This is a genomic window from Methylobacterium sp. FF17 (assembly GCF_025813715.1).
GTDB classification, from domain to species: domain Bacteria; phylum Pseudomonadota; class Alphaproteobacteria; order Rhizobiales; family Beijerinckiaceae; genus Methylobacterium; species Methylobacterium flocculans.
Genome location: NZ_CP107532.1, coordinates 2,661,232 through 2,684,183 on the forward strand (window position 1 = coordinate 2,661,232; position 22,952 = coordinate 2,684,183).

Sequence of the window (22,952 nt, forward strand, 5' to 3'; positions counted from 1 at the left end):
CCGCCCCCCCGATCAGGAGAGAACCATGCGCGAGAACTGGGGCAACGCGACCATCGAATGGGGTTCGGCCGAGGTCGAGCCCGGCATCCGCATCCATCACGGCGTCGCTGGGACGGGCGAGCGTACCGTGCTGCTGATTCACGGCTACCCGGAGACGGCCTATGCCTGGCGCCGGGTAGTCCCCCTTCTCGTCGCTGCGGGCCTGCGCGTCGTAGTCCCGGACTATCGCGGCGCTGGCGGCTCCTCGAAGCCGCCGAGCGGCTACGACAAGCACACCATGGCGGGTGACCTCCACGCGCTGCTCTACGACCACCTGGGCCTCACCGGACCGGTAACGGTAGTCGGGCACGACATCGGCATGATGGTCGCCTACGCATTCGCCCGTCGATTCCCGGACCGGACCGAGCGGCTCGTCGTGATGGAGGCGCCGCTGCCCGGTACCGCCGCCTATGACAAGGCGCTCGTGGACACCGACCGCCTCTGGCACTTCCAGTTCCATCGCGCCCCGGACGTGCCCGAACTCCTCACCGCCGGGCGGGAGCAGCTCTACCTGGAGCGCTTCTACCAGGACCTTGCCTTCCACACCGAGGCCATCGGCCTTGAGGCAGTCGCCCGCTACGTGCGTGCCTTCTCGCGTCCCGGCGCGATGCGGGCGGGCTTCGAACTCTACCGCGCATTCCCGACGGACGCCGAGCGCAACCGCGCGGACCTCGACCGGGACGGCAAACTGACAATGCCGGTACTAGCGCTCTCGGGCGCGGCCAGTGCGTTCGCTTCCTTCACAAAAGGGATGATGCGCGAGGTCGCGGGGGACGTAACCTTTCGCACCATCGAGCGGGCGAACCATTGGGTGCCCGAGGAAAATGCCGAGGGGCTTGTCGACGCCATCAAGGTGTTCGCCCGATGACATGGACGTCTGCTTCCAGGGATCGGACGCATCCGGCTGTATGACCATGTTGGGTCGGAACCCGCCCGTCCGCTCTACGACTTGGTCGAGTGGTCTTCAATCCGTCCGTTTCCAGGCATAGAACCCCGAAAGCCGCCCTCGGACCTTCGGTTACCAGGCGCGCGAGGCCGTCACTTCCTCAGCGGCACGCCCTTCGTGGTGAAGCGCGGCGCGCCTGGATGGCGCATGGTGCGCGGCTGACCGCCCGCCTTACCCATACCCGTTCCCGGCGGCTGCGAGGACGGAACGAGCTGGTCCGGCTTCGGCCCGATCAGGTCCGCGCGGCCCATCGCCCGCAGCGCCTCGCGCAACAGGGGCCAGTTCTCGGGGTCGTGGTAGCGCAGGAACGCCTTGTGCAGCCGGCGCTGTCGCATCCCCTTGATCGCGTCGACCGGCTCGCTGCCACCGCGCCGCACGCCCTGCAGCGGGTTGATCTCGGTGTGATACATGGTCGTGGCCGTCGCCATCGGCGAGGGCAGGAACGTCTGGACCTGATCGGCGCGATAGTCGTTCTTCTTCAGCCAGATCGCGAGGTTGAGCATATCCTCGTCAGTGGTGCCGGGATGCGCCGCGATGAAGTACGGGATCAGGTAGTATTTCTTGCCGGCCTTCTTGGCGGCGGCGTCGAACATCTCCTTGAATCGGTCGTAGGTGCCGATCCCCGGCTTCATCATCAGGTCGAGGGGGCCGCGCTCGGTATGCTCGGGCGCGATCTTGAGACGGCCACCGACGTGATGGGTCACGAGTTCCTCGACGTATTCGGGGCTCCGCACCGCGAGGTCGTAGCGCACGCCGGAGGCGACCATCACCTTCTTGACGCCCTCCACCTCGCGGACCTTGCGATAGAGCCGGATGAGGTCGTCGTGGGAGGTGTTGAGGTTCGGGCAGATGTCCGGGAACACACAGGACGGCAGGCGGCACGCCGCCTCGATCTTCGGGTCCTTGCAGGCCATCCGGTACATGTTCGCCGTCGGCCCGCCGACATCCGAGATCACGCCCGTGAAGCCCGGCGTCTTGTCGCGAATGTGCTCGATCTCGCGCAGGATCGAGCCCTCCGAGCGGTTCTGGATGACGCGGCCCTCGTGCTCGGTGATGGAGCAGAAGGTGCAGCCGCCGAAGCAGCCGCGCATGATCGTCACCGAGAACTTGATCATGTCCCAGGCGGGGATCTTGGCATCGCCGTAGGAGGGATGCGGCGCGCGGGCGTAGGGCAGGTCGTAGACCGCATCCATCTCCTCGCTGGAGAGCGGGATCGGTGGCGGGTTCAGCCAGAGGTCGCGATCGCCGTGGCGCTGGACGAGGGGGCGGGCGTTGCCGGGGTTGGCCTCCCGGTGCAGCACCCGCGAGGCGCGGGCATAGGCCTCCTTGTCGTCCTTGACCTCGTCGTAGGCGGGGAGCCGGATCACGGTGTCGCCGGGGCGGCGAGAGGCGGCCTCGTCGGCCGAATCGAGATCGTCGGCGGGCAACTCGGCGTAATGCGCGGGCACGCGGCGGAACAGGGCGACCCCCCGGACGGAGTCGAGCTGGTGCGGCGCCTCGCCCGCCGCGAGACGGTTCGCCACCTCGACCACCGCACGCTCGGCATTGCCGTAGAGGAGCAGATCCGCCTTCGCATCCGCCAGGATCGAACGGCGCACCTTGTCGGACCAGTAATCGTAATGCGCGATCCGGCGCAGGGAGGCCTCGATGCCGCCGAGGATGATCGGCACGTCCTTGTAGGCCTCGCGGCAGCGCTGCGTGTAGACGATGGTCGAGCGGTCCGGGCGGGCGCCGCCTTGTCCGCCCGCCGTGTAGGCGTCGTCGCTTCGCAGGCGACGGTCCGCCGTGTAGCGGTTCACCATCGAATCGAGATTGCCGCCGGTCACGCCGAAGAACACCGTCGGCCGGCCCAGCGCCTTGAACGGTTCCGCCGATTGCCAGTCGGGCTGCGCGATGATGCCGACCCGGAAGCCCTGCGCTTCGAGCAGGCGGCCGATGATGGCCATGCCGAAGCTCGGATGATCCACATAGGCGTCGCCCGTCACCAGGACGATGTCGCAGGCGTCCCACCCAAGCGCGTCCATCTCGGCGCGGCTCATCGGCAGGAACGGTGCCGCCTTGCTGAGAAGCGGCAGCTTGCAGGCGAGGGGAGCCGGGGATCGGCTCGCGGAAGCTTGAAGGTCCATGGGGTCCGTGCATAGACCGCCAGGCCCGCGAGCTCAACGAAGAGCGGAGGGGCCCGGGAGCCGCGACCTCACGACAGCGGCCGAGACTGGCACTCACTCTGCACCAGACGCGAAACGCGGGCACAGGCCGGGCGGCGAGTCGTTTTTCGTTGGCCAGCGTCCATCCGACGGCGGTATCTGTTCAACCATCCGCCGATGGATCTCGGAAACGGTCCCTGGAAGGGCGAGGTTGGGTCGTCACCTGACGGTCCCGTCTCGTCCATGATGGGTGGCTTGCCACCCGTATCCTTCCGAGATGACAACGACGAAATCGGACGTCTACCAGGCCACCAACGGTCCCCGGCTCAGATCGCCGCCCTGAACCGGACGGTCGATGGTGCTCCCGATACGAGTAAGCCCGCGAGTTTTTCCAGGCCTTCACGCAATGATTCTCGGTTCGGGGCCCCGTTGACGCAGACGCGCACGCTATCGCTCTGATGCAAGGCGGATACCTCGAACAAGCTGAGCGGTGTGACCCCCACCCCGATCTCTTCGGCGGCTTGGGTATAAGCTTCTGCGGACCAGCCGTTCCCGAGGTTCAGGCAGAAGTAAAACGCGTTGGGATGGGTCATGATGGACCGCTCGGGCAGCACGGAGGCCACGAGCGCCTGTCGTGCTTCGGTTTCCGTGCGTAAGGCACTGACGATTTCATCGATCTTCTGCGACGCCAGGAGGCGCGTCGCCCACTCCGCGGTGAAGGGAGATGCCATCAGCGTCGTGGCACGAAGGGCGATCCCGAACGCGTAAACCAGATGACGCGGCACTTTCATGAAGCCGATGCGAAGTCCCGGACCGGCGAGCTTCGATAGGCTCGAGATGTGAACGACGCGATCCGGAGCGGACGCCGCCAGAGGTCTCAACGTGGGGTTCGGCAGGAACCCGTAGACGTCGTCCTCGACGACCATGACATCGTGGCGTGCGCAGACCTCGGCGACGTCGCGCCGCCGCTCCAACGACATCGTCGCCGTCGTCGGGTTGTGCAGTGTCGGCGTGCAGAACAGGACCTTCGCCTTGGTCCGCTGGCAAACGACGTCGAGGTATTCCGGCATGATACCTTCGCGATCCATGCGCACGCCGACGAGCGAGCGACCCAGCATGCCGGCGGCCGATTTCAAGCCGTAGAAGCTCAGCTCCTCCGCCAACACGGACTCGCCTGGCCGGGTCAACGCCATGAGCGCGAGCAGCAATCCGTGCTGACCGCCGCAGGTGATCAGCACGTCGTCGGCCTGGGCCTCGATCCCGAATTGGCCGAGCCAGCGTGCCGCGACCTCACGGTGCCGGCCGAGACCGACATCGACCTGAGACGAAAGCATGCCGCCGACATCGATGTCGCCTTCGAATGCCGGGCGTATCGACGCCAACGCGGGGTGGTGCATCGCATGCGTCGGGAAGTTGTGGGACAGATCGATGAAGGCCGGGCGTGGGGCAGGTACCCGTAGGGATGACGGCCCATCGGTCTCCTGCACGGGGTTGAGGAACGTGCCCCGGCCGACCTCGCCCCGCGCCAGGCCGGTGCGTTGCATCTCCGCATAGGCCCGGGTGACCGTCCCGAGGTTGAGGGACAACCAGCCGGCCAGATCCCGCTGCGGCGGCAGCCTGTTGCCAGGGCGCAGGACGCCGGAGCGTAGCGCGATCTCGACCGCGCCGACGATGGCCAAGTAACGAGGCCCCTCCGTCCGCTCGACCGCGTCCGTCCATGTCGGCCGAGCCATGTCTTCCCCGATTGTCATGGTGATTGTCTCGGTAGCCCCCGACCTGCGCCGGAAATTCCAGCAGCGTGCCACAAGCTTCCACGCGATGGACCGGACAATATCAGCTAGTTTGACCATGACAATGCGGCGCACCGAGGTGGGCCAAGACGTGTCCTGCATGCTGGACCTGCGCCAGGGAGATCACGGTGCCCAACTCCGAAACGACGTCATCGGCCGCGCTCTTCCACATGATCGCCGGCGGCCCGACGCCGGTGGCGCCCTTCAGCCATGCGGTCGAGATCGACGGCATGGTCTTCGTCACGGGTCAGATGCCCGACACGCCGCAGAGCCCTGGCGTCCTGCCGGACGGCATCGAGGCGCAGACGCGCCATGTGATGTCCAATCTCGAAGCGGTGCTGGCGGGACTCGGACTGGGCTTCGAGCATGTCGTCGTCGCGCGCGCGTTCCTCACGGAATTCCAACGCGACTACGCCGCGTTCAACACGACCTACAAGGCGTACTTTCCGCCTGATCGGCTGCCGGCGCGCACCTGCATCGGCGTGACGGGGCTCGCCTATGACGCGCTCGTCGAGATCGACCTCATCGCCCATCGCAGCGCGGCGACAGCGCCGAAGCCCTGAACATCGTTCGCCGAGACGGGGAACCATCTCGGCGGCGGAGGAGGCGGCACGGTCACCATCGAGAGCAGAAGGATTGAACGATGTCTTTCGTTTTGGGCAAGGTCCTCGGGATGGTCGCGGTGGTCGGCGCCATCCTGAACAACGGCACATCACACGCTCTTGCGGCGAGCCTGGACGAGATCAAGACCAAAGGAACCCTGATCGTCGCGACCGAGGACAGCTACAAGCCGTTCGAATTTGTCGAGAATGGCAAGCCGATGGGCCTCGATCACGAGCTTCTGGCGCTTTTGCGCAAGGAGGCGCCGTTCAAGATCGTTCAGCAGATCATCCCCTGGACGGGGCTCCTGGCCGGCGTCGCGACCGGCAAATACGACGTGGCACTGACCGCCGCCGTGATCACACCGGAGCGCGTCCAGAGCCTCGCCTTCACGATGCCCATCGCGGATGCCACCCAGTATTACGCGGTTCGCGCCGATGAGACTCGGATCAAGGGCGTGGCGGACTTGGCGGGCAAGACCGTCGGCGTGCAGTCCGGCGGTGCGTCCTATGCGGCGCTGGCCGATCTCGAACCCACGCTCGCCAAGGCGGGCGGGAAACTCGGGAAGGTGGTTCAGTACACGTCCCTGCCGGAAGCCTACCAGGACCTCGCCAACGGACGGCTCGATTACGTGATCAACGGCGTCGTGAACCTCGTCAGTCTGACGAAGGACCAGCCGAAGCGCTTCAAGATGGGTGAAGCGGTCGGCGCGCCGACCTATGCGGCCTGGGCCGTGGCCAAGGGCAACGACAGCCTTCTCGCCTACCTCGACGCGTTCATGGCGAAGGTGCGGGCGAGCGGGGAGCTCTATGCCCTGCAGGAGAAGTGGCTGGGCCGCGCCTTCAAGGACATGCCGGCCACGCCGACGAAGTAGCGAAGCCTTTGGCGGCCCTCTGACAACGGAAGCAAGCGGTCATGACGGGGCCAGCGATCCGGACGATCCTCGACGGCGCGGTGGTCACCGCGGCGCTCGCGGCGATCAGCATCCTGCTCAGCATGCCCCTGGGCCTGCTCCTCGCTCTTCTGCGCTGGCGCCGGATCCCGGTGCTCGCGGGCGTGCTGGCCGACTTCGTGAGCGTCGTCCGCGCGACGCCCTTCGTGACGCTCGTCCTCTTCGTGTTCTTCATCCTTCCCGCGACCGGCATCGAACTGGAGCCGGTTCCTGCGGCCATCGTGGCGCTGACGATGAACACGGCGGCATTCAGCAGCGAGATCTGGCGGGCCGCCCTCCAGACTTTCCCCCGCGACCAACGCGAGGCCGCGAGCGCGTTCGGCATGTCCGAGTGGAAGATCCTGACCCGCATCGTCTTCCCCCAGATCTGGCGGGCCAACCTTGGCCCGTTGGTCAGCGAGGTCACGATCCTGCTCAAGTGCACCCCGGCCGTAGCGATCATCGGCGTCGTCGAGATCACCCGCGCAGCCGGCCGGGTCGGCGCCGAGACCTACGAGCCGCTGCCGCCCTTCCTCGTCGCGACACTCATCTACACGGTGCTGATCGCAGCGGTCGTGCGGGGCCAGCGTGTCATCGAGCGCAGGATCGCCAGGCGTTTCGGACTGAGGCAAGCATGAACGGGCTGCTGGTCGTCTGGGAGAGCCGGGACGTCTTCCTGTGGGGGGCTGCCAATACCTTATCGCTGGTGCTGGGATGCCTGCTGCTCAGCATCCCGCTCGGCATTCTCGGCGCCATCCTCCTCACCGAGGCGCCGAAGCCTCTCCGGCGGTTGATGGCGGAAATCGTCGATCTGCTGCGGTGCGTGCCGTTCCTGCTGCTGGCCTACGTGGTCTATTACGGCCTGCCCGAACTCGGGCTCAGGCTCACCTCATGGTGGGCGGGCTTGGCCTCGCTGACGGTCTACACCACCGCCTATCTCGTGGAGATCTTTCGGGCCGCGTTCCTCGCCGTCGCCAGGGACAACATCGAGGCCGCCCACGCCTTCGGCCTGTCCCGCAGCCTGCTCTACCGGCGCATCATCCTGCCCCAGGTCGCCATCACGGCCGCTCCGGTGATCGGGAATCAGATCATCACGACGATCCGGGACAGTGCCCTGCTCATGATCATCACGGTGCAGGAACTGACCTTCGCCGCGAATTTCGTCAGCGCGAACCACTTTTCACCATTAGCGCCGTTCGCCGCTGCGGTCGGCCTCTACCTCCTCATGTCGTTCGTGGTCGAGGAGGGCGTGCGCCGCATGGAGAGTGTGAGGAGGGTGCGTTATGGCTGAAACCGACGATGCGATCTCGGTGCGGGGCGTATGCAAGGATTTCGATGGATTCGAGGTCCTGCGCGACATCGATCTCGACATCGCTCCTGGCACGACGACCTGTATTCTCGGGCCGAGCGGCTCGGGCAAGTCGACCCTCCTGCGCTGCCTGAACTGGCTTGAGGAGCCGAGCGCAGGCTCGGTCCTGATCCACGGCGAGCCCATCGGCCGGAAGGGGACGGGGGCGACCGCACGGCCCATGGCCCGGCGCGAACTCGCCGCCGCGCGAACCCGCATCGCCATGGTGTTCCAGCACTTCGCACTCTGGCCGCACCTGACCGTCCTCGGCAACGTCATCGAGGCACCGATCCACGTTCTCGGACGCCCCAGGCGGGACGTCGAGGAGGAAGGCCGCGCGATCCTGGCTCGCGTCGGGCTCGCCGAGAAGGCCGACGCCTATCCGCACACGTTGTCCGGTGGTCAGAAGCAGCGCGTTGCGATCAGCCGCGCGCTTGCCATGAGGCCGAAGGTCATCCTCTTCGACGAGCCGACCAGCGCCCTCGATCCCGAGATGGTCGGGGAGGTGCTCGGCGTCATTCGGGAACTCGCGAAAGAGGGACTGACCATGGTGGTCGTGACCCACGAGATGAACTTCGCACGCGATGTGGCCGACACGATCGTTTTCATGGAAGGCGGCTGTATCCGGGAGGTCGCGGCGCCACACACATTCTTCACCGATCCGCAATCGGAACGGGCCAGGCGGTTCCTGACCCGACACTGACCGCCGGTCTTGCAACGCGTCCGGTCGTTCGCGGACGTGGAGGGTAGCGTCCGCCTTCGAAGGCCCGATGGAACGAGCGTGACGACCATTTTTGGGTCGGAGGCGGAATGTCCGCTTCAAGGCGACGGGTTCGGGTCGGTTCACCACCCAATCCGGTCTTCGACGCGTGTCAGCCCATTGTCGGACGGTGGGCATTTTCAGGAAGGCGCCGCGCTTTCACGGATACGGCCACGTGCCTACATAGTCCTCGTGCCCGTCCTCCTCGCGCTTGGCGCCGCCCTCCTGTTCGGTCTGGTGTTCGGCCCCCAGTGGTGGGTGCGCCGGGCGATGCAGCAACACGCCGCCGAGCGGCCGGACTTGCCCGGGACCGGCGGCGAGCTCGCCCGCCATCTGCTCGACATGGCGCGGCTAGAGCACGTCCTCGTCGAGATCGCGCCCGCCGACCACTACGATCCGGTCGCGAACGTCGTGCGGCTGTCGCCGGGGAATCATGACGGCCGCTCGATCACGGCGGTCGCGGTCGCGGCGCACGAGGTCGCCCACGCACTCCAGCACGCGGCGGGGGACCGGCTTTTCGCGGCGCGGGTGAGGTTCGCTCCGGTGGTGCAGGGCTTCGAGTTCGCCGCGGCCCTGGTGACGATGACCGCGCCCGTGGTGCTCGTCTTCGTCCATTCGCCTGCCCTGCTCGTCGTGCAGGTGGGTATCGGCATCGCGCTCCTCGGCGTTCGCGTCCTGTTCCACTTCCTGACGCTGCCCGTCGAACTCGATGCGAGCTTCCGCCGGGCCCTGCCCATCCTAGAGACGGGTCGCTACCTCGACGAAGGCGACATGCCCGGCGCCCACACCGTCCTGCGCGCCGCCGCCCTGACGTACGTGGCTTCGTCCCTGGTGGCGCTCGTGAACATTGCCCGCTTTCGACGACTCCTGCCGTTCTGAAACGTCCAACGCGAGCGCCCGGTTTTCAGCACCGATAAGCTGCGATCGGACCATCTCTTCCCAGGCCTGAGCCAGCCATCCCGGTGGTTGCTCTGCGCCAGGAGCGGACAGCAACGCACCGCCTGGCAGGGGAAATCGGTTCGCAGGTCGGCGACCATCCGGTGCCGCCCCCTTCGCGAAGCTGTGAACGTCCGCATGCAGGCCGCCCGGTAAGACAGAGGCCTGCGACCGGGTCGGGTGGAAAGCGGGCCTTGCCGCCGGGTCCGTGAGCGGACGTTCCCCCTTCGAACCAACCCGGCTGCTGCTGCGCCAAACGCATCAGCCGGCGACGTCCGCGCACGCGGCGCCCATGGCCACCCGGCGGGCGAGGGCCCAGTCGATCAGTGCTTCGATGGATGGCCCGAGCGCAACGCCCATCGCGCTGAGCGCATACTCAACCTTCGGCGGCACCTGAGGGTAGACCGTCCGGGTGACGATGCCGTCCTTCTCCAGCTCCTTGAGCTGTTGGATCAGCATCTTCTGGTTCACACCCTCGATCCGCTTCTCCAGCTGCGAGAACCGTAGCGGCACCTTCGCGGCGAAGAGCTGGACGATGATGACGATCTTCCACTTGCCCTCCAGAACCCGCAGGGTCTCGCTGGTCGCCGCTGCCCAGACGAGCTGCTGCTTCGGGTCCTCGCAAAACCAATCCCGCGCCGGTGCCATACTTACCTTCAGGTGGGCTACCCACCTTTCGGTAGGTTCTTGCTGGAACCTCTACCTACCCATAGGTCCCGCTGCATCGCAACGGGCGCGGTCAGGGAACAGGGCATGAAGATCGGCATCATCGGCATCGGACACATCGGTAAAACCCTGGCCACGACGCTCAGCGCGGCCGGGCACGATGTGAAGGTCGCCAACGCACGCGGCCCGGAAACCATCGGCGCCGACGTGCTGTCGACGGGCGCCCGCGCGGTGACGGCACAGGACGCAACCGTGGATGTCGACGTTGTCATCCTCTCCATCCCGCTGGCCGGCATTCGAAAGGTTGCCCCTCTGATCCGGGCGGTTTCCGATAAGACCGTCGTCATCGACACCTCGAACTACTACCCGATGCGCGACGGGACCCTCGACGCCATCGAGGCGGGCCAGGTCGAGAGCCTGTGGGTCGCCGAGCAACTGGGCCGGCCCATCGTCAAGGCCTGGAACGCCATCGGTTCGGGCTCGCTGGCCGAGAAGGGCTCCCCGTCCGGTACGCCGGGACGCATTGCCGTTCCCGTTGCGGCCGACCGCGAAGAAGACCGCCGCGTGGGCATGCGCCTGGTGGAGGAAACCGGCTTCGACGCCTTCGATGCGGGGTCCCTGGCGGAGTCGTGGCGCCAGCAACCGGGGGCGCCGGGCTACTGCACGGATCTGACGCGGGAAGAAATGCCGGGCGCGCTTGCCGTCGCCGAGAGGGCTCGCCTGCCGAAGCGGCGCGACCTCGTGGTGGCGGTGGTTCAGGAGCGCGTCGGCGACGGCAAGACCAACCCGGATGCCGCGTTCGGCGTTCGCGTTGCGCGTGCGATCTGCCGCTGACGCCTGACCGGCGCACTCACGAAAGGACACGATCGATGACCCGCGTTGTACGCTTTCACGAATACGGTGCCGCAGACGTGCTGCGCATCGAGGACATCGAGGTTCCCGGGCCTGCCGCCGACGAGGTGCAGATTGCGGTTCGAGCCATCGGCCTCAACCGTGCGGAGGTGATGTTCCGCAAGGGCGCCTACCTGCAGGAGGCGAACTTCCCCTCCCAGCTTGGCTATGAAGCCGCCGGTACGGTCAAAGCGACGGGCCGCGACGTGTCCGGGTTCGCCGTAGGCGACGCCGTCAGCGTCATCCCGACACTCGATATGGCGCGCTGGCCCACCTATGGCGAAGTCATCAACATTCCCGCGCGCTACGTCGTCAAGCATCCGGCCGCCCTTTCCTTCGAGAAGGCCGCCGCATCCTGGATGCAGTATGTCACCGCCTGGGGCGCGCTCCTCGATCAGGCGAAACTCACCGCCGGCGATTTCGTCATCGTGTCGGCCGCGTCGAGCAGCGTCGGGATCGCGGCGTTCCAGATCGCCCGCAGCGTCGGGGCGACGGTGATCGCGACCACCCGCACGAACGCCAAGGCGCAGGCGCTGATCGATGCCGGCGCGCATCACGTGATCGCCACGGACGAGGGCGACCTGGCGGCGCGCGTGAAGGACATCACCGGCGGCAAGGGGGCCCGCGTGGTGTTCGATCCGATCGGTGGTCCTGCCATCGCGCAGTTTGCCGAAGTCATGGCCGTGGGTGGCATCCTCCTGGAGTATGGCGCCCTGAGCCCGGACGAGGGGCCATTCCCGCAGTTCGCGGTGCTGGGCAAGTGCCTGACCCTGAAGGGATATCTCTACACCGAGATCGTCAGCGACGATGAGGCGCTTGCACGTGCGAAGGCCTTCATCCTTGAGGGACTGGAAAGCGGCACGCTCGATCCGCTGGTGTCGCGGACGTTCCCGTTCGACCAGATCCAGGAAGCGACCCGATTCCTCGAATCCAACGAGCAGATCGGCAAGATCGTCCTGACGCTCGATTGATGGCGATGATGCCGGACTCTCCAGAGTCCGGCACCACATCGGTTAAGGCGTTCGGCTCGCGCACCATCAGCTTGCGGTGCGATCTGCGCAGCAGGGGACGAGCGGAAATACCCCCTTCTCGGCTGCAGATGATTGCCTCACCGAGCAGCCTGAAAGCGGACCTCCCCAAGGCCCGCGACGGGTCGAGACACCTCCGTCTGCTTTATCGACGAGTTGGGTGAATCTCCGCCGGTCCGCTTCCGTGCATCGGAACGACGGCGCGGACACTTGCGCGATAAGGTCCGAAACAAGCGCCGTCACTCGGTCGCAAGCGAACGCGTCACCCGCGGCATGACTTCGGTGCCGAGCAGTGTGATCGAGCGCTGCATGGCATCGGGCTCCTGCATCGCCGAACTCATCTGGAAGGTCAGTCGCGAGATGCCCCCAAGCGCGGCGCCGGCGGCAAGCACCTTCGCCGCGACCGTGTCCGGAGCGCCGATCAGGTACGCGCCGTAGGGTCCACACATGGCTTCGAACTGCTCCCGTAGACCCGTGCTCGGCCAGCCCCGCTCCGCGCCGATCTTGCCGAACAATTGAGCCCAGCCCGGATAGAACGCCTCTTGCGCCTCCCGGTCCGTGTCGGCGACGAACCCGACCGCGTGCACACCCACCTTCAGGCTCTCCGGCGCATGGCCGGCCTTGCGACCGGCTTCCCGGTAAAGTTCGACCAAGGGACGGAAGCGCGGGAAGCTACCGCCGATGATGGCGACCATGAGAGGCAGGCCCAGGGTGCCCGCACGGACGAAGGAGGCTGGGGTCCCGCCGACGCCGATCCAGACCGGGAGCTTGTCCTGGTTCGGGCGTGGGTAGACACCCTGACCGGTCAGCGGCGGACGAAACCGGCCGCGCCAGGTGACGTGGGTCTGGTCGCGCAACGCCAGGAGCAGGTCGAGCTTCTCGACGAACAGCGCATCGTAATCCTCGGCCGCGAAACCGAAGAGCGGGTAGGCTTCCCCGAAGGAACCGCGTCCGACCACGATCTCGGCCCGACCCTTGGCGATGAGGTCGAGGGTTGCGAACTCCTGGAAGACGCGGACGGGGTCTGCGGCGCTGAGGACCGTCACGGCGCTTGTCAGTCGAATGCGGCTCGTACGCGCCGCCGCGGCCGCGAGAATGATGGCGGGTGCGGAGTCGAGGAATTCCGCCCGATGATGTTCGCCGATGCCGAAAACGTCGAGCTCGGCCCGGTCGGCGCACGCGACCTCGATGAGCAGGCGTTCCATCCGTTCCGTTGCCGTGATCGTGCGCCCCGTCTTCGGGTCGGGAAGCGTGACGGCGAAGCTGTCGATGCCGATTTCCATAACGGATGACCTCAGGTGCATGACTGCGGGAACGAGGGGATGGGTGGGGTCACTCATCGTCGAACTGGGAGGCCGTTGACGACGGGCACGACCTCCCGCTTGGCAGGCGCTCAGCGACGACCGAAAACCGCGAGGATCTGATCCCGGCGCAGCCAGGCCAGGGTCGCCGTCAGGGCGAGCAGCACGGCGGCCGGGGCGGCGGGCGTGGGCAGTGCGGTGAGATGGGCGACGATGGCACCCACCATGGTACAGGCCAGCCAGAGCGCGGCGAACGCGGCGTATCCGGGGACCAGCAGGGCGATGGCCCCGGCGACCTCCACGAGGCCGGTGACGATACGGAACCACTGACCGACGCCGATGAAGTCGTAGACCTCGACCATCATGGGCACGCCAGCGAGTTTGGCGCCGCCAGCGGCGAGGAACACCAGTGCAAGCAGCACCTGCAGCGACCAGGCTAGGATGTTGAGCCTGCGCGACGGGGCAGGTGAGATCGCGAGGGTCTGGGACATGATCGACATCCGGTTCTAGGTGGCCGACCGCGGATGCGGCTTGGCTGTGAACCCAGATCTAGGTTCCTTCCTTCTCTCATCGAAGTCTATATATTTCGATGCGTCCCATCACCCAGGCATATGGATGCTCGATCAACTCACTCTCGATCAGTTACGCACCTTCGTCGCCGCCGTGGACACCGGCAGCTTCTCGGCGGCGGGACGCAAGCTCGGGCGCGCGCAGTCCCTCGTCAGCCAATCCATGGCCAACCTTGAGGCACAGTCCCGAATCAAGCTGTTCGACCGCTCCAGCCGGTATCCGGTCCTCACCGAGGCCGGCAGCGTGTTGTTGGCTCATGCCCGTGCGACCGTGGCCGCCGCCGAGACCTTCAAGGCGCACGCGCGGGACCTCGCCGGCGGCTTGGAGCCGGAGGTCAGCTTCGTGCTCGACGTCCTGTTCCCGATCCAGGTGCTGACCGCTGCCGTTGTCGCGTTCCAACCGGCATTTCCGACGACATCCCTGCGCGTCCAGGTCGAGACCCTGGGCGCGGTGATCGCGCCCGTTCTCGACGGACGCTGCGCCTTCGCGGTCGCCGGCGCCACGCCCCTGCTGCCGCCCGAGCTCGCACGTGAGCCATTGTGTCAGATCGAGTTGGTGATGGTCGCGTCGCCTGCACATCCGCTGGCCCACCGGACCGGGACGATCCCCACGGCGGACTTGGCCGAGCACGTCCAGCTGGTTCTGACCGACCGGAGCGAGTTGACCAAGGGGCGCGAGTTCGGCGTGTTCTCGCCGAGGATCTGGCGGCTGGCTGATCTCGGAGCCAAGCATGCCTTCCTGCGCTCGGGCCTTGGTTGGGGTGGGATGCCGCTGGACGTCGTCGCGGATGACCTCGCCAGCGGCCAACTCGTGCGGCTGGACATTGCCGCCCTGCCAAAGGGCGGCCTGTTTCTGCCGATGTGGGCGGTCTATCCGATCGAGCGCGCACCTGGTCCGGCGGGCCGGTGGCTCATCACACAGCTTCGGCGCACCGATACCGCCCGCTGACATCAAGCTCTTGGGACACGAACGCTCCCCCGATCATCGAGCTGAGAACGTCCGTTTCCGGAGACGACGGAATTGAGATCCAGCGGCATAGATGGCTCGGACGCAGCAGAGCTGAATTTTAAGCCTGGCAGCTCCGTGGCACACATCGCGAATGTCGAACCCGTGATGCGCAGGCTACGTTGGCGGCACTCTCTTGGCGAAGGCCCGGAGCGCGAAGCGAGCCGGCAGCCAGCCGACGACAAGGACCGCCTCGCCATCGCGACAGTCGAGGCCATGCCCGATCGCAAGGGGCGGTTGGACAGGGAGGTCCTCGTCGTCGAGGTCCCGTCCGGATATCGCGGCGCAAAGAAGGGCGTGCCCGATGCCGAGACCGGCGCGCTCTAGGGCGGCATCGCCCGATACGAGGAAATCCGGACCCGGTATGGGCCCCACGCCACCGACCACATGGAAGGCGCCCGGAAGGCGATGGGCAGGACAGAAGGTCCGGAAGGCTGCTTGAGCCACGGCCAAACTCTGGTCCGGACAAGCACATAGGCCCGACCAATCTTTCGTCGAACCTTTGATCAGGAATTGCTCTCTGAGCCGGGAAGACCATTTCCCTTAGGGAAAGCTGGTCGGAGTGGCAGGATTTGAACCTGCGACCCCCACGTCCCGAACGTGGGTACGTTCGGTGTCCGTCCCCGCGGGGGTTTCGGTTTCCCCTCTACACCGCGACTGGTTTCGCATTCGTTCATTCACGTTCATGCGCCGCAATCCGTGGCCGTCGGGACCAAACCTGTGGCCGACATGTGGCCCGAGAACGTTTGTGGACCGCCGCCGTGACAGTGCCAAGGCCCCTCCGCACCCGCCCGGGCTTGCCCTTGGGCTCCGACGGCGCGAGGTTCGGTGCATGCCTGATCGTCCCGGCCGCCCCGGTGAACGCGTTGCCGACCTCTACCCCATCGAGGACGGCCCCGGATCCGGGCGCCTCGTCGAGCTCACCGTGCGCGTGCTCGTGGGGACCGAGCGGTCGACCGTCATCGTGGCCGACCCGGTGACGGGGAGGGCCCTTGCCCACCAGGTCGTCCCGCACGGGGCGGAGGCTGACACGGCGGCCGCCGCGGTTGCGTCCCTAGTGGAGGACAGGATCGCAGGGGGAGCGCCGAGATGGCTGATACGACCGAAGCCCGCCCGTCCCGAGAGGAGCGCCTCGCGCGGCTGTCCCCCGAGGACCGCGCCGCCGTCGAGGTCTGGAGCCTCGGCCGCCGGGCACGGGACCTGGCCGCCGCCGGGGATCCGGACGCGCCCGCGGCGGAGGCGGCCTTCTGGGAGGCGGAGGCCGCCGCGATCGAGGCCGAGATCCTGATGCGGCGGGTCAACGTCGAGGACCTGAAGGCCCGGTACCCGGTGCTCGCCCGGGACGCCGAGGTCACCGTCGGCGTGGGCTGGCAGCCGATCCTGGAAGCCCTGTTCGATCGGCTCGCCGGCATGAGCGTCGTCGTCCCCCTCGTCCGGGAGAAGTTCGGCGGGCTCGACGCCAAGTTCTACCCGGTCGGTGCCTGGGTCCATGCGGAGTTCGACGCCATGGACGGGATCAAGGAACCGGTTAGGGAGGCGGCGCTTCGGACCTGCGAGGCCTGCGGGGCGCCGGGCACCATGCGGCGGGACGGCCGGTGGCGGACCCGGTGCGATCGGCATGCCGCCATGTGAAACCAGATTAAGACGGATCGCCGTTTCTGTCTTAATCCGGTTTCAAATGGGAGAGCCCCTCCGGCCTACTGTTGCTGGGCTACCCAAAGGTTGTCAGTGGGACGGGGGTATCTGACAGCGCTGAAGGCATTTGATGGCAGTTCCCTGTCAAATCAGGCTTTGCAGCGGATATGAGAGCATTGACGCGGACGCCTCGACGGCGATGCGGGCGGCTCAGGCCGCCGCCACAACCGGAAGCTCTTCGAGCCGGGTCGTGTACCGGGGGGAGCGCATCTCGAACTTTGTCGACCAGTCCCGCTTGGGCGCAAACCCTGCCGTGCCTGGTACGACCGCTCCCCGTCCGAAGCGGCGATTGCAGGCGTCGAGCGCCTCCATAAGAGCCGCGCCCATCTCGCGGTCGATCTGTCCTAGGCCGGGCATGGCTCGCTGCGACGAGACGAGAGGCGCCAAGTCGGTCGTCACGACCCCGGCCTTGGAATAGCGGTACCCGTCCCGCCACGTCTTCCGGACGCCGTGGGTCGCGGCCTTCACGAGCGCGAGCGAGTCGTTGGTCGCTTCCGGCAACGTGACGACGGTCGAGACCGAGCGCTGTGGCCGGCCCCGGTCGTGCTCCGAGGTGTGAAAGAAGACCGTGACGTGGTTGGTCGCCAACCCTTCGCGCCGGAGCTTCTCGCCGAGCCTGGACGCATGCGTCGCCACGGCCTGCTCCATGGTGGCCCGGTCCTCGACCCGTTCCGAGAAGGACCGGGTGACCGCGCAGCCCTTCCGGGTCGCCGCCAACGTCTCCAGGTCGAGGCAGGCCGTCCCGCGCAGCTCGTGCACAAGGCGCTCGCCCACGACAGTCATGGCCATGCGGGCGGCGCGCGGGTCGAGGTCGCGCACGTCCGCGGCGCTGTCGCATCCCAGCGCCTCCAGGCGCCGGGCGTTCGCCGGGCCCACCCCCCAGATGTCGGCCACCGGCACCCGGATGATCCAATGGTCGTACTGCTCGGGATCGGTCAGGTCGCACACGCCCCCCAGCGCGGGATTTTTTTTCGCGATGTGGTTGGCGAGCTTCGCGAGGGTCTTCGTGGAGCCGATCCCGACGCAGGTGGGGATCCCCGTCCAGGCCCTGACGGTCTCGCGCATGTCTCGGCAGAGGATCGCCCGCTCGGCAGGGCGCACATCCGAGATGTCCAAAAAACTCTCGTCGATGGAGTAGATTTCGATGCGGGGGGAGAACCCCTGGTAGACGGCGTTCACCCGGGCGGACATGTCGCCGTAGAGGGCGTAGTTCGAGGAGTAGACCCGCACGCCCTTCTGCCGGCACATGTGGCGGATCTTGAACCACGGCTCGCCCATGCCGATGCCGAGCGCCTTGGCCTCGTTGGTCCGGGCGATGGCGCAGCCGTCGTTGTTCGACAGCACGATCACCGGCAGCTTCGCCAGGCGCGCATCGAAGACCCGCTCGCACGAGCAGTAGAAGCTGTTGCCGTCCGAGAGGGCGTAGGCCCGGGCGCTCATTCCGAGCGGCGCCTCGGGCTCACCGAGCTGGAGACCACGCCCCAGACCTCGATGACGGCGTCGGGCGAGAGCCGGAACTCCGGGAAGCGCGGGTTGGCGAAATGCAGGGTCACCCGGGGGCCCTGGCGCTTCCAGACCTTGAAGGAGCGCTCGCCGTCGATGTCGACCACGACGACGTCGCCGTTGCGCGGGGTCAGCGAGCGGTCGACGACGGCGAGATCCCCGTCGTGCAGGCGGGCCAGCAGCATGCTGTCTCCGGCCACGCGCACCAGGAAGGTCGCCGGCCGGCTCACGATCAGCAGGCGCTGGAGGTCGATCTCCTCCTCGATGAAATCGTCGGCCGGGCTGGGGAAGCCGGCCCGCACGGGCGTCGCCAGGAGGGGGACCGGCATGGGGAAGCCGATAACGACGTCGTAGACCTGCATGCCCGCGCTCCGCGAATCCTTCGGAACAAAAGCAGAACACATTGGCCGGGTTCCGCACAAGCGGCCACGCTTGCGGCGACGGAAATAGGGGGCAACCTATGGACGGACCCTGGAACGGTCTACGTCACCCGGAGGGAGCCGTGCGCGTGTCCCGTGATACGGACCCACCCCGCACGCAGGCAGGCTCGGCGCCGCTCCATCGTGTCAAAGAAGACACACGAAGCGGGCGACGACCCGGGACGTACCGGTACGCTTAACCTAAGCGCCAACCCGCACGTCGAGCGCGCTGGCTGAAGCTTTCCAACGGGGGTATGCTAATCAGCGTATTCGTGAACGGCAAGGCATCATCCATGACCCCGGCGACCTTCGGGTCTTACATCGTCAGCCAACGCAAGGCGAAGGGCATAAGCCAGAAGGACCTTGCGGCCCGCATCGCGCGGGAGGAGGACGGCAAGCCCATTTCCGCGCAATACCTGAACGACATCGAGCGGGATCGCCGCAATCCCACTTCCGACCACATCATCACCCAGTTCGCGACCGCGCTGGACGTCTCGCCGGAGTACCTTTTCTATCTGGCCGGAACCCTGCCGAAGTATGCGCGCGATGCGGGCGTCAGTCCCGAGACGGCCACCCAGATCATCAGCGCGTTCAGGAAAAGCGGCGGGTAGGGGAGCGGCCATGGTGATGATGGTGCCGGACGAGACGAGGCGGTTCCGCAGGCGGCCGCACTTCAGGCAGGAGGAGATCGATCGCGAATGCGAGACGCTCGTGGCCGGTTTCCTCATGCGCCACAGGGGCAAGGTCGAGTACCCGATCTCGACCGATGACCTGACCGTGCTCATCGAGCAGCATGTCGACGTGTTGGACGTCTACGCCGACCTCACGCCGGACGGACACGACGTCGAGGGGGTGACCCGCTTCAAGAGCGGCGCGATCCCCGACATCGAGATCTCCAAGCCCCTGTCGACCGATACCCGCCGCGAGAACCGGTACAGGACGACGCTGGCGCACGAGCTTGGGCATGTCCGTCTCCACGACGGGCTTTTCCAGGCGGCCTTCACTCCCGGCGACATGTTCGAACATGCCCGCGAGCATCGCCTGGTCTGCAAGCGCGATACGATGCTCGATGCGCCGAAAGGCGACTGGCTCGAATGGCAGGCCTGCTACGCCTCGGGCAGCTACCTCATGCCCGTCGGCGCGATCCGGGGCCTGCTCGCACCCATCCTCGCCGCCCAGGACGCCCTGGCGCCGTACCAGGTCGGCGAGGGCGTATCCGATGCGATGATCGAGGCGCTGCGGGCTCGTTTCCAGGTCTCAAGGGACGCGGCACGCGTGCGCCTCCTGAAGCTGAACTACATCAGTTCCACGCCCAGGGTCCCGACGCTTTTCGGCTGACCCCGTTCGTTCGAACGGGGCTGTTGACTCCTTCCTCAGACCCGAACTACGCTGATCAGCATATCGGCGATTCGGCATAGCGAGATGCGGTCGTTGGAGCGGCGCGCCCCGATAGCGGCGGGCCTGGCCCCTCGTACCGAAAGAACGACATGAACCGCATGACGCCGAACTTCGAGACCGATCCCCTTGCGGAACCGCTCGATGCCCTCCTCATCGATATCGCCGTGCGCGTGCAGCTTCCGCCGGGATTGCACGAAAAGGCGTGCGGACGCGGCGAATCGGTCTGCAAGCACATGGAACGCGACGGGAGCTCCCTGAAGGACCGGGTCCGGCGCTTCTATCCGCAGGGGTCGATGGCCATCGACGCCACCATCTCCACGCGAGGGACGGACGAGGAGTACGACCTCGACTACGTCGCGGAACTCGACGTCCACCACGAGGCTCCCCCCGGGGCGGTCCTCGACCTCGTCCACGCGGCCCTGCGCGACTACCCGACCTCCAAACCGGTCGAGCGTCAGACCCGGTGCGTCACGGTCTTCTTCGCCGACGGCATGCACGTCGACGTCACCCCATCCTCGCTCCTGCCGCATGGGGCGGAACGGGAAAGCCACATTTTCCATAGCAGTCCCGACAGGCCCTCGCACGAAGGGCGGCACGTGCCGATGAACGCCTACGGGTTCGGCGGCTGGTACAACCAGCTCACGCCCGTCGAACGTCGCTTCGCCGATGCCGTCAACCGGCGGATCTACGAGGCCGCCGGCATCGAGATCCGTGCCGACGCCCAGTTCGACGAGGTCCCAGGCCAAGTGCCGCTGATCGTCAAAAGCGTGACCACCGTCGCGCTCCAGTTGCTCAAGAGGCATCGCAACGTAATCTACGCGGGCTTCGAGGGCCGCATCCCGCCGTCGGTGATGCTGAGCTGCATCGCCGGCCATTCGGCGAGCCCCGGCACACCGCTTTCCGACATAGTGATCCGGCTGTGCCGCACGATCGCGCGGATGATCCACGCCGCCTCGGCCAGGCGGGAGAAGGTCTCGGTCGTGAACCCCGTCTATGCCGACGACCGGTTCACCGATCGCTGGCCCGAGAACCTCGGGCAGCAGGACGGATACGCCGCACATCTCACCAGGCTCGCCGACGGTCTGGAAGCCATCCGCCGGGGGGCCTCCCTGGAGGATGCGCAGGATTGGCTGCGCCTTCAATTCGGGGACTCCGTCGTCTCCCGATCGATGAAGGCGTTCAACCTGCGGCTCGGCAGCGGCATCCGCCACTCCGCGCAGGCCTACACGCCCCGCGGCGCCCTCTACGTGCCGAGCGCACCCCGCATCATCGGAGCCGGGGCGGCTTCCGCTTCGATGCCGGCCGCGGCGCGCGCCCATACCTTCATGGGGGACCTCCGGCGGTGAAAGGCTTCCCGAGCATCGCCGACCAGGCCGCCGCTATGCTGCGGCTCTGGCCCTCCTTCCGCATGCACCGGATCGACGATCGGTCCGCGACTTGGAGCGGGCCGATGCGACCCCTCATGGCGCGCTACGAGATCGAGGTCCTCTACAGGGTTCCCCTCATCGTCGAGAGGTTCGCTCTCCTGCGCCAGCAGCCGAGGGTGCGTGTCGTCTCGCCGGAACTCAGGCGTCGGAACGGCGACCCCGAGGGAAAACTGCCCCACGTCTATTGGGACGCCCGGGACAATCCGAGCCTGTGCCTGTTCGACTTCGAGACCTCCCAGTGGACGCCCTTCGACCTGATCGCCGAGACGACGTTGCGTTGGTCCGTGGATTGGCTGGTTTGCTACGAGGGATGGAGAGCGACCGGCGAATGGACCGGCGGCGGACGTCACCTCCAACTCGCACGGGCAGGGAACTGACATGACTTACGTTCCGCCCCGGCGTTCCGACGACACCCACCAAGGCCGCCGGATCCGCCAACCATGGCCCGCCGACAGGCCCTTCCGCATCCTCTCGATCGATGGCGGGGGGATCTGCGGCATCCTTCCGGCCTCGGTCCTGGCCGAACTCGAACACCGCTTCCTCGGCGGCAGGTCGATCGCCGGCCATTTCGACATGATCGCCGGAACGAGCACCGGCGGCATCATCGCCCTTGGCCTCGCCCATGGCCGGACGGCCGGCGACGTGCGCGACATCTACGTCGAACGTGGATCGAACATCTTCCCGCCACCCACCCGGGTCGGCCGCATCGTGCGATCGCTGCGGCGAACCCATCGCTACGCATACGACCGCGCGCCGCTGGAGGAGGAGCTGCTCCGGATCTTCGGCGACGCCCCCTTCGGCGATGCACGGACGAGACTTTGCATCCCCTCGTTCGAAGGTCGGCATGGGGAGCCATGGATCTTCAAGACGCCGCATCATCCGGATTACCGGAAGGACCGCTTCGAACGCATGGTGAAGGTCGGCCTCTCGACCGCCGCCGCCCCAACCTACTTCGAGGCGCTTCCGAACAACGGCTACGTGATGGTCGACGGCGGTCTTTGGGCCAATAACCCGGTCATGAACGCGCTCGTCGACGCGCTCGCGTGCTACGATGTCGGGCGAGGCCAGATCGAGATCCTCAGCCTCGGCTGCGGCGAGACGGCGTTCACGGTCGACCAGGCGAAGGCGCGGGGCGGCCTCTTCCAGTGGAAGGGGGTCATCCTCGCGGCGATGCGGGCGCAGTCCCACAACGCCCTCGGCCAGGCCGGCCTCCTCGTCGGCAAGGACCGGGTCATGCGGATCGATGCGCCCGAGAGCTCGAACGCGATCGCCCTGGACGATCATCGCCGGGCCACCGCGGAGCTTCCGGCCATGGCCCGATCCCTCGTCGAGGCGTCGGGCCGCGAGATCGCGAGGGTCTTCCTCGGCGACGAGGCGGCTCCCTATACCCCCTGTCCCCTCCCTCTCTAGGAGGGCCCCCGGCCGAGGGTCGGCCATTCCGGGTCCGCGCGTCACGATGCGGGCGGTCGGCCATCCGGCAGGTCCAGCCGCCCGCGCAGCCGTCCCATCTCCGCCTCCGCCACGCCGAGCCGAGCCGGACCGGGCCGGGCCGGGC

Annotated in this window: 24 protein-coding genes and 1 tRNA gene; 17 read left to right on the forward strand and 8 right to left on the reverse strand. The window is 67.0% G+C overall.

Going from position 1 to position 22,952, the window contains the following annotated elements; all coding sequences use genetic code 11:
- Window positions 1-25: 25 nt before the first annotated feature.
- Entirely contained in the window at window positions 26-907 is an 882-nt protein-coding gene (locus OF380_RS12460; protein ID WP_264051063.1) for an alpha/beta fold hydrolase, read from the forward strand.
- Window positions 908-1,077: 170 nt separating this feature from the next.
- Here the strand turns inward: OF380_RS12460 and OF380_RS12465 are convergent, their stop codons facing one another.
- Both OF380_RS12465 and OF380_RS12470 read right to left on the reverse strand, forming a co-directional pair.
- Window positions 1,078-3,111, reverse strand: a complete 2,034-nt coding sequence (locus OF380_RS12465) for a YgiQ family radical SAM protein (RefSeq protein WP_264051064.1) — start codon at window positions 3,109-3,111, stop codon at window positions 1,078-1,080.
- A gap of 344 nt (window positions 3,112-3,455) precedes the next feature.
- Window positions 3,456-4,808: an aminotransferase-like domain-containing protein gene (locus OF380_RS12470; RefSeq protein WP_264051065.1), complete on the reverse strand. Its 1,353-nt coding sequence runs from the start codon at window positions 4,806-4,808 to the stop codon at window positions 3,456-3,458.
- A gap of 281 nt (window positions 4,809-5,089) precedes the next feature.
- On the opposite strand from OF380_RS12470, the gene OF380_RS12475 reads away from it, so the two are divergent.
- From OF380_RS12475 to OF380_RS12500, 6 genes are all read left to right on the forward strand, one after another.
- Complete coding sequence (locus tag OF380_RS12475) at window positions 5,090-5,482, forward strand: RidA family protein (protein WP_264051307.1); 393 nt, start codon at window positions 5,090-5,092, stop codon at window positions 5,480-5,482.
- An 80-nt stretch (window positions 5,483-5,562) separates the two neighbouring features.
- Complete coding sequence (locus tag OF380_RS12480) at window positions 5,563-6,393, forward strand: transporter substrate-binding domain-containing protein (RefSeq protein ID WP_264051066.1); 831 nt, start codon at window positions 5,563-5,565, stop codon at window positions 6,391-6,393.
- A 41-nt stretch (window positions 6,394-6,434) separates the two neighbouring features.
- Entirely contained in the window at window positions 6,435-7,088 is a 654-nt protein-coding gene (locus OF380_RS12485) for an amino acid ABC transporter permease (protein WP_264051067.1), read from the forward strand.
- A complete protein-coding gene (locus OF380_RS12490) occupies window positions 7,085-7,741 on the forward strand; it encodes an amino acid ABC transporter permease (protein ID WP_264051068.1) in 657 nt (218 codons plus the stop codon). The genes OF380_RS12485 and OF380_RS12490 overlap by 4 nt, the downstream gene beginning before the upstream one ends.
- The gene (locus OF380_RS12495) at window positions 7,734-8,501 is read left to right on the forward strand and encodes an amino acid ABC transporter ATP-binding protein (protein WP_264051069.1); all 768 of its coding nucleotides are present in this window, start codon (window positions 7,734-7,736) and stop codon (window positions 8,499-8,501) included. The genes OF380_RS12490 and OF380_RS12495 overlap by 8 nt, the downstream gene beginning before the upstream one ends.
- Window positions 8,502-8,750: 249 nt before the next feature.
- A complete protein-coding gene (locus OF380_RS12500; RefSeq protein WP_264051070.1) occupies window positions 8,751-9,437 on the forward strand; it encodes a zinc metallopeptidase in 687 nt (228 codons plus the stop codon).
- 318 nt (window positions 9,438-9,755) lie between these two features.
- On the opposite strand, the gene OF380_RS12505 is transcribed toward OF380_RS12500, so the two are convergent.
- Complete coding sequence (locus OF380_RS12505; protein ID WP_264051071.1) at window positions 9,756-10,142, reverse strand: winged helix-turn-helix transcriptional regulator; 387 nt, start codon at window positions 10,140-10,142, stop codon at window positions 9,756-9,758.
- Between the two features lie 105 nt (window positions 10,143-10,247).
- Here OF380_RS12505 and OF380_RS12510 point away from each other — a divergent pair, with 105 nt between their 5' ends.
- Complete coding sequence (locus tag OF380_RS12510; RefSeq protein ID WP_264051072.1) at window positions 10,248-10,994, forward strand: NADPH-dependent F420 reductase; 747 nt, start codon at window positions 10,248-10,250, stop codon at window positions 10,992-10,994.
- 35 nt (window positions 10,995-11,029) lie between these two features.
- A complete protein-coding gene (locus tag OF380_RS12515) occupies window positions 11,030-12,022 on the forward strand; it encodes a zinc-dependent alcohol dehydrogenase family protein (RefSeq protein WP_264051074.1) in 993 nt (330 codons plus the stop codon).
- Window positions 12,023-12,318: 296 nt separating this feature from the next.
- Here OF380_RS12515 and OF380_RS12520 read toward each other — a convergent pair whose 3' ends face one another.
- Together OF380_RS12520 and OF380_RS12525 are read right to left on the reverse strand one after the other, a co-directional pair.
- Entirely contained in the window at window positions 12,319-13,362 is a 1,044-nt protein-coding gene (locus OF380_RS12520; protein WP_264051075.1) for an Atu2307/SP_0267 family LLM class monooxygenase, read from the reverse strand.
- A gap of 110 nt (window positions 13,363-13,472) precedes the next feature.
- A complete protein-coding gene (locus OF380_RS12525; protein ID WP_264051076.1) occupies window positions 13,473-13,871 on the reverse strand; it encodes a DoxX family protein in 399 nt (132 codons plus the stop codon).
- Between the two features lie 124 nt (window positions 13,872-13,995).
- Between OF380_RS12525 and OF380_RS12530 the strand changes: the two genes are divergently transcribed.
- Window positions 13,996-14,898: a LysR family transcriptional regulator gene (locus tag OF380_RS12530; RefSeq protein WP_264051308.1), complete on the forward strand. Its 903-nt coding sequence runs from the start codon at window positions 13,996-13,998 to the stop codon at window positions 14,896-14,898.
- Between the two features lie 135 nt (window positions 14,899-15,033).
- The gene (locus OF380_RS12535; RefSeq protein WP_264051077.1) at window positions 15,034-15,282 is read left to right on the forward strand and encodes a hypothetical protein; all 249 of its coding nucleotides are present in this window, start codon (window positions 15,034-15,036) and stop codon (window positions 15,280-15,282) included.
- 227 nt (window positions 15,283-15,509) lie between these two features.
- Here the strand turns inward: OF380_RS12535 and OF380_RS12540 are convergent.
- A tRNA-Leu gene (locus tag OF380_RS12540) sits at window positions 15,510-15,611 on the reverse strand.
- Between the two features lie 433 nt (window positions 15,612-16,044).
- Here OF380_RS12540 and OF380_RS12545 point away from each other — a divergent pair.
- Window positions 16,045-16,587 (forward strand): hypothetical protein, encoded by a 543-nt coding sequence (locus tag OF380_RS12545; RefSeq protein ID WP_056354917.1) that lies wholly within the window; start codon window positions 16,045-16,047, stop codon window positions 16,585-16,587.
- A 213-nt stretch (window positions 16,588-16,800) separates the two neighbouring features.
- Here the strand turns inward: OF380_RS12545 and OF380_RS12550 are convergent, their stop codons facing one another.
- Both OF380_RS12550 and OF380_RS12555 read right to left on the reverse strand, forming a co-directional pair.
- Window positions 16,801-18,090, reverse strand: coding sequence for a Y-family DNA polymerase (locus OF380_RS12550; protein WP_056354919.1), 1,290 nt, complete (start codon window positions 18,088-18,090; stop codon window positions 16,801-16,803).
- Window positions 18,087-18,515, reverse strand: a complete 429-nt coding sequence (locus tag OF380_RS12555) for a LexA family protein (protein WP_056354922.1) — start codon at window positions 18,513-18,515, stop codon at window positions 18,087-18,089. Before OF380_RS12555 ends, OF380_RS12550 begins: the two co-directional genes overlap by 4 nt.
- Window positions 18,516-18,865: 350 nt before the next feature.
- Here OF380_RS12555 and OF380_RS12560 point away from each other — a divergent pair, with 350 nt between their 5' ends.
- From OF380_RS12560 to OF380_RS12580, 5 genes are all read left to right on the forward strand, one after another.
- Window positions 18,866-19,183: a helix-turn-helix domain-containing protein gene (locus OF380_RS12560; RefSeq protein ID WP_056355282.1), complete on the forward strand. Its 318-nt coding sequence runs from the start codon at window positions 18,866-18,868 to the stop codon at window positions 19,181-19,183.
- A gap of 10 nt (window positions 19,184-19,193) precedes the next feature.
- Window positions 19,194-19,910, forward strand: coding sequence for an ImmA/IrrE family metallo-endopeptidase (locus OF380_RS12565; protein ID WP_056354925.1), 717 nt, complete (start codon window positions 19,194-19,196; stop codon window positions 19,908-19,910).
- Between the two features lie 149 nt (window positions 19,911-20,059).
- Window positions 20,060-21,316, forward strand: coding sequence for a nucleotidyltransferase domain-containing protein (locus OF380_RS12570; protein ID WP_056354928.1), 1,257 nt, complete (start codon window positions 20,060-20,062; stop codon window positions 21,314-21,316).
- A 104-nt stretch (window positions 21,317-21,420) separates the two neighbouring features.
- Window positions 21,421-21,774, forward strand: a complete 354-nt coding sequence (locus tag OF380_RS12575; RefSeq protein WP_244472792.1) for a hypothetical protein — start codon at window positions 21,421-21,423, stop codon at window positions 21,772-21,774.
- Between the two features lies 1 nt (window position 21,775).
- Window positions 21,776-22,807: a CBASS cGAMP-activated phospholipase gene (locus tag OF380_RS12580; RefSeq protein ID WP_056354931.1), complete on the forward strand. Its 1,032-nt coding sequence runs from the start codon at window positions 21,776-21,778 to the stop codon at window positions 22,805-22,807.
- Window positions 22,808-22,952 lie beyond the last annotated feature (145 nt).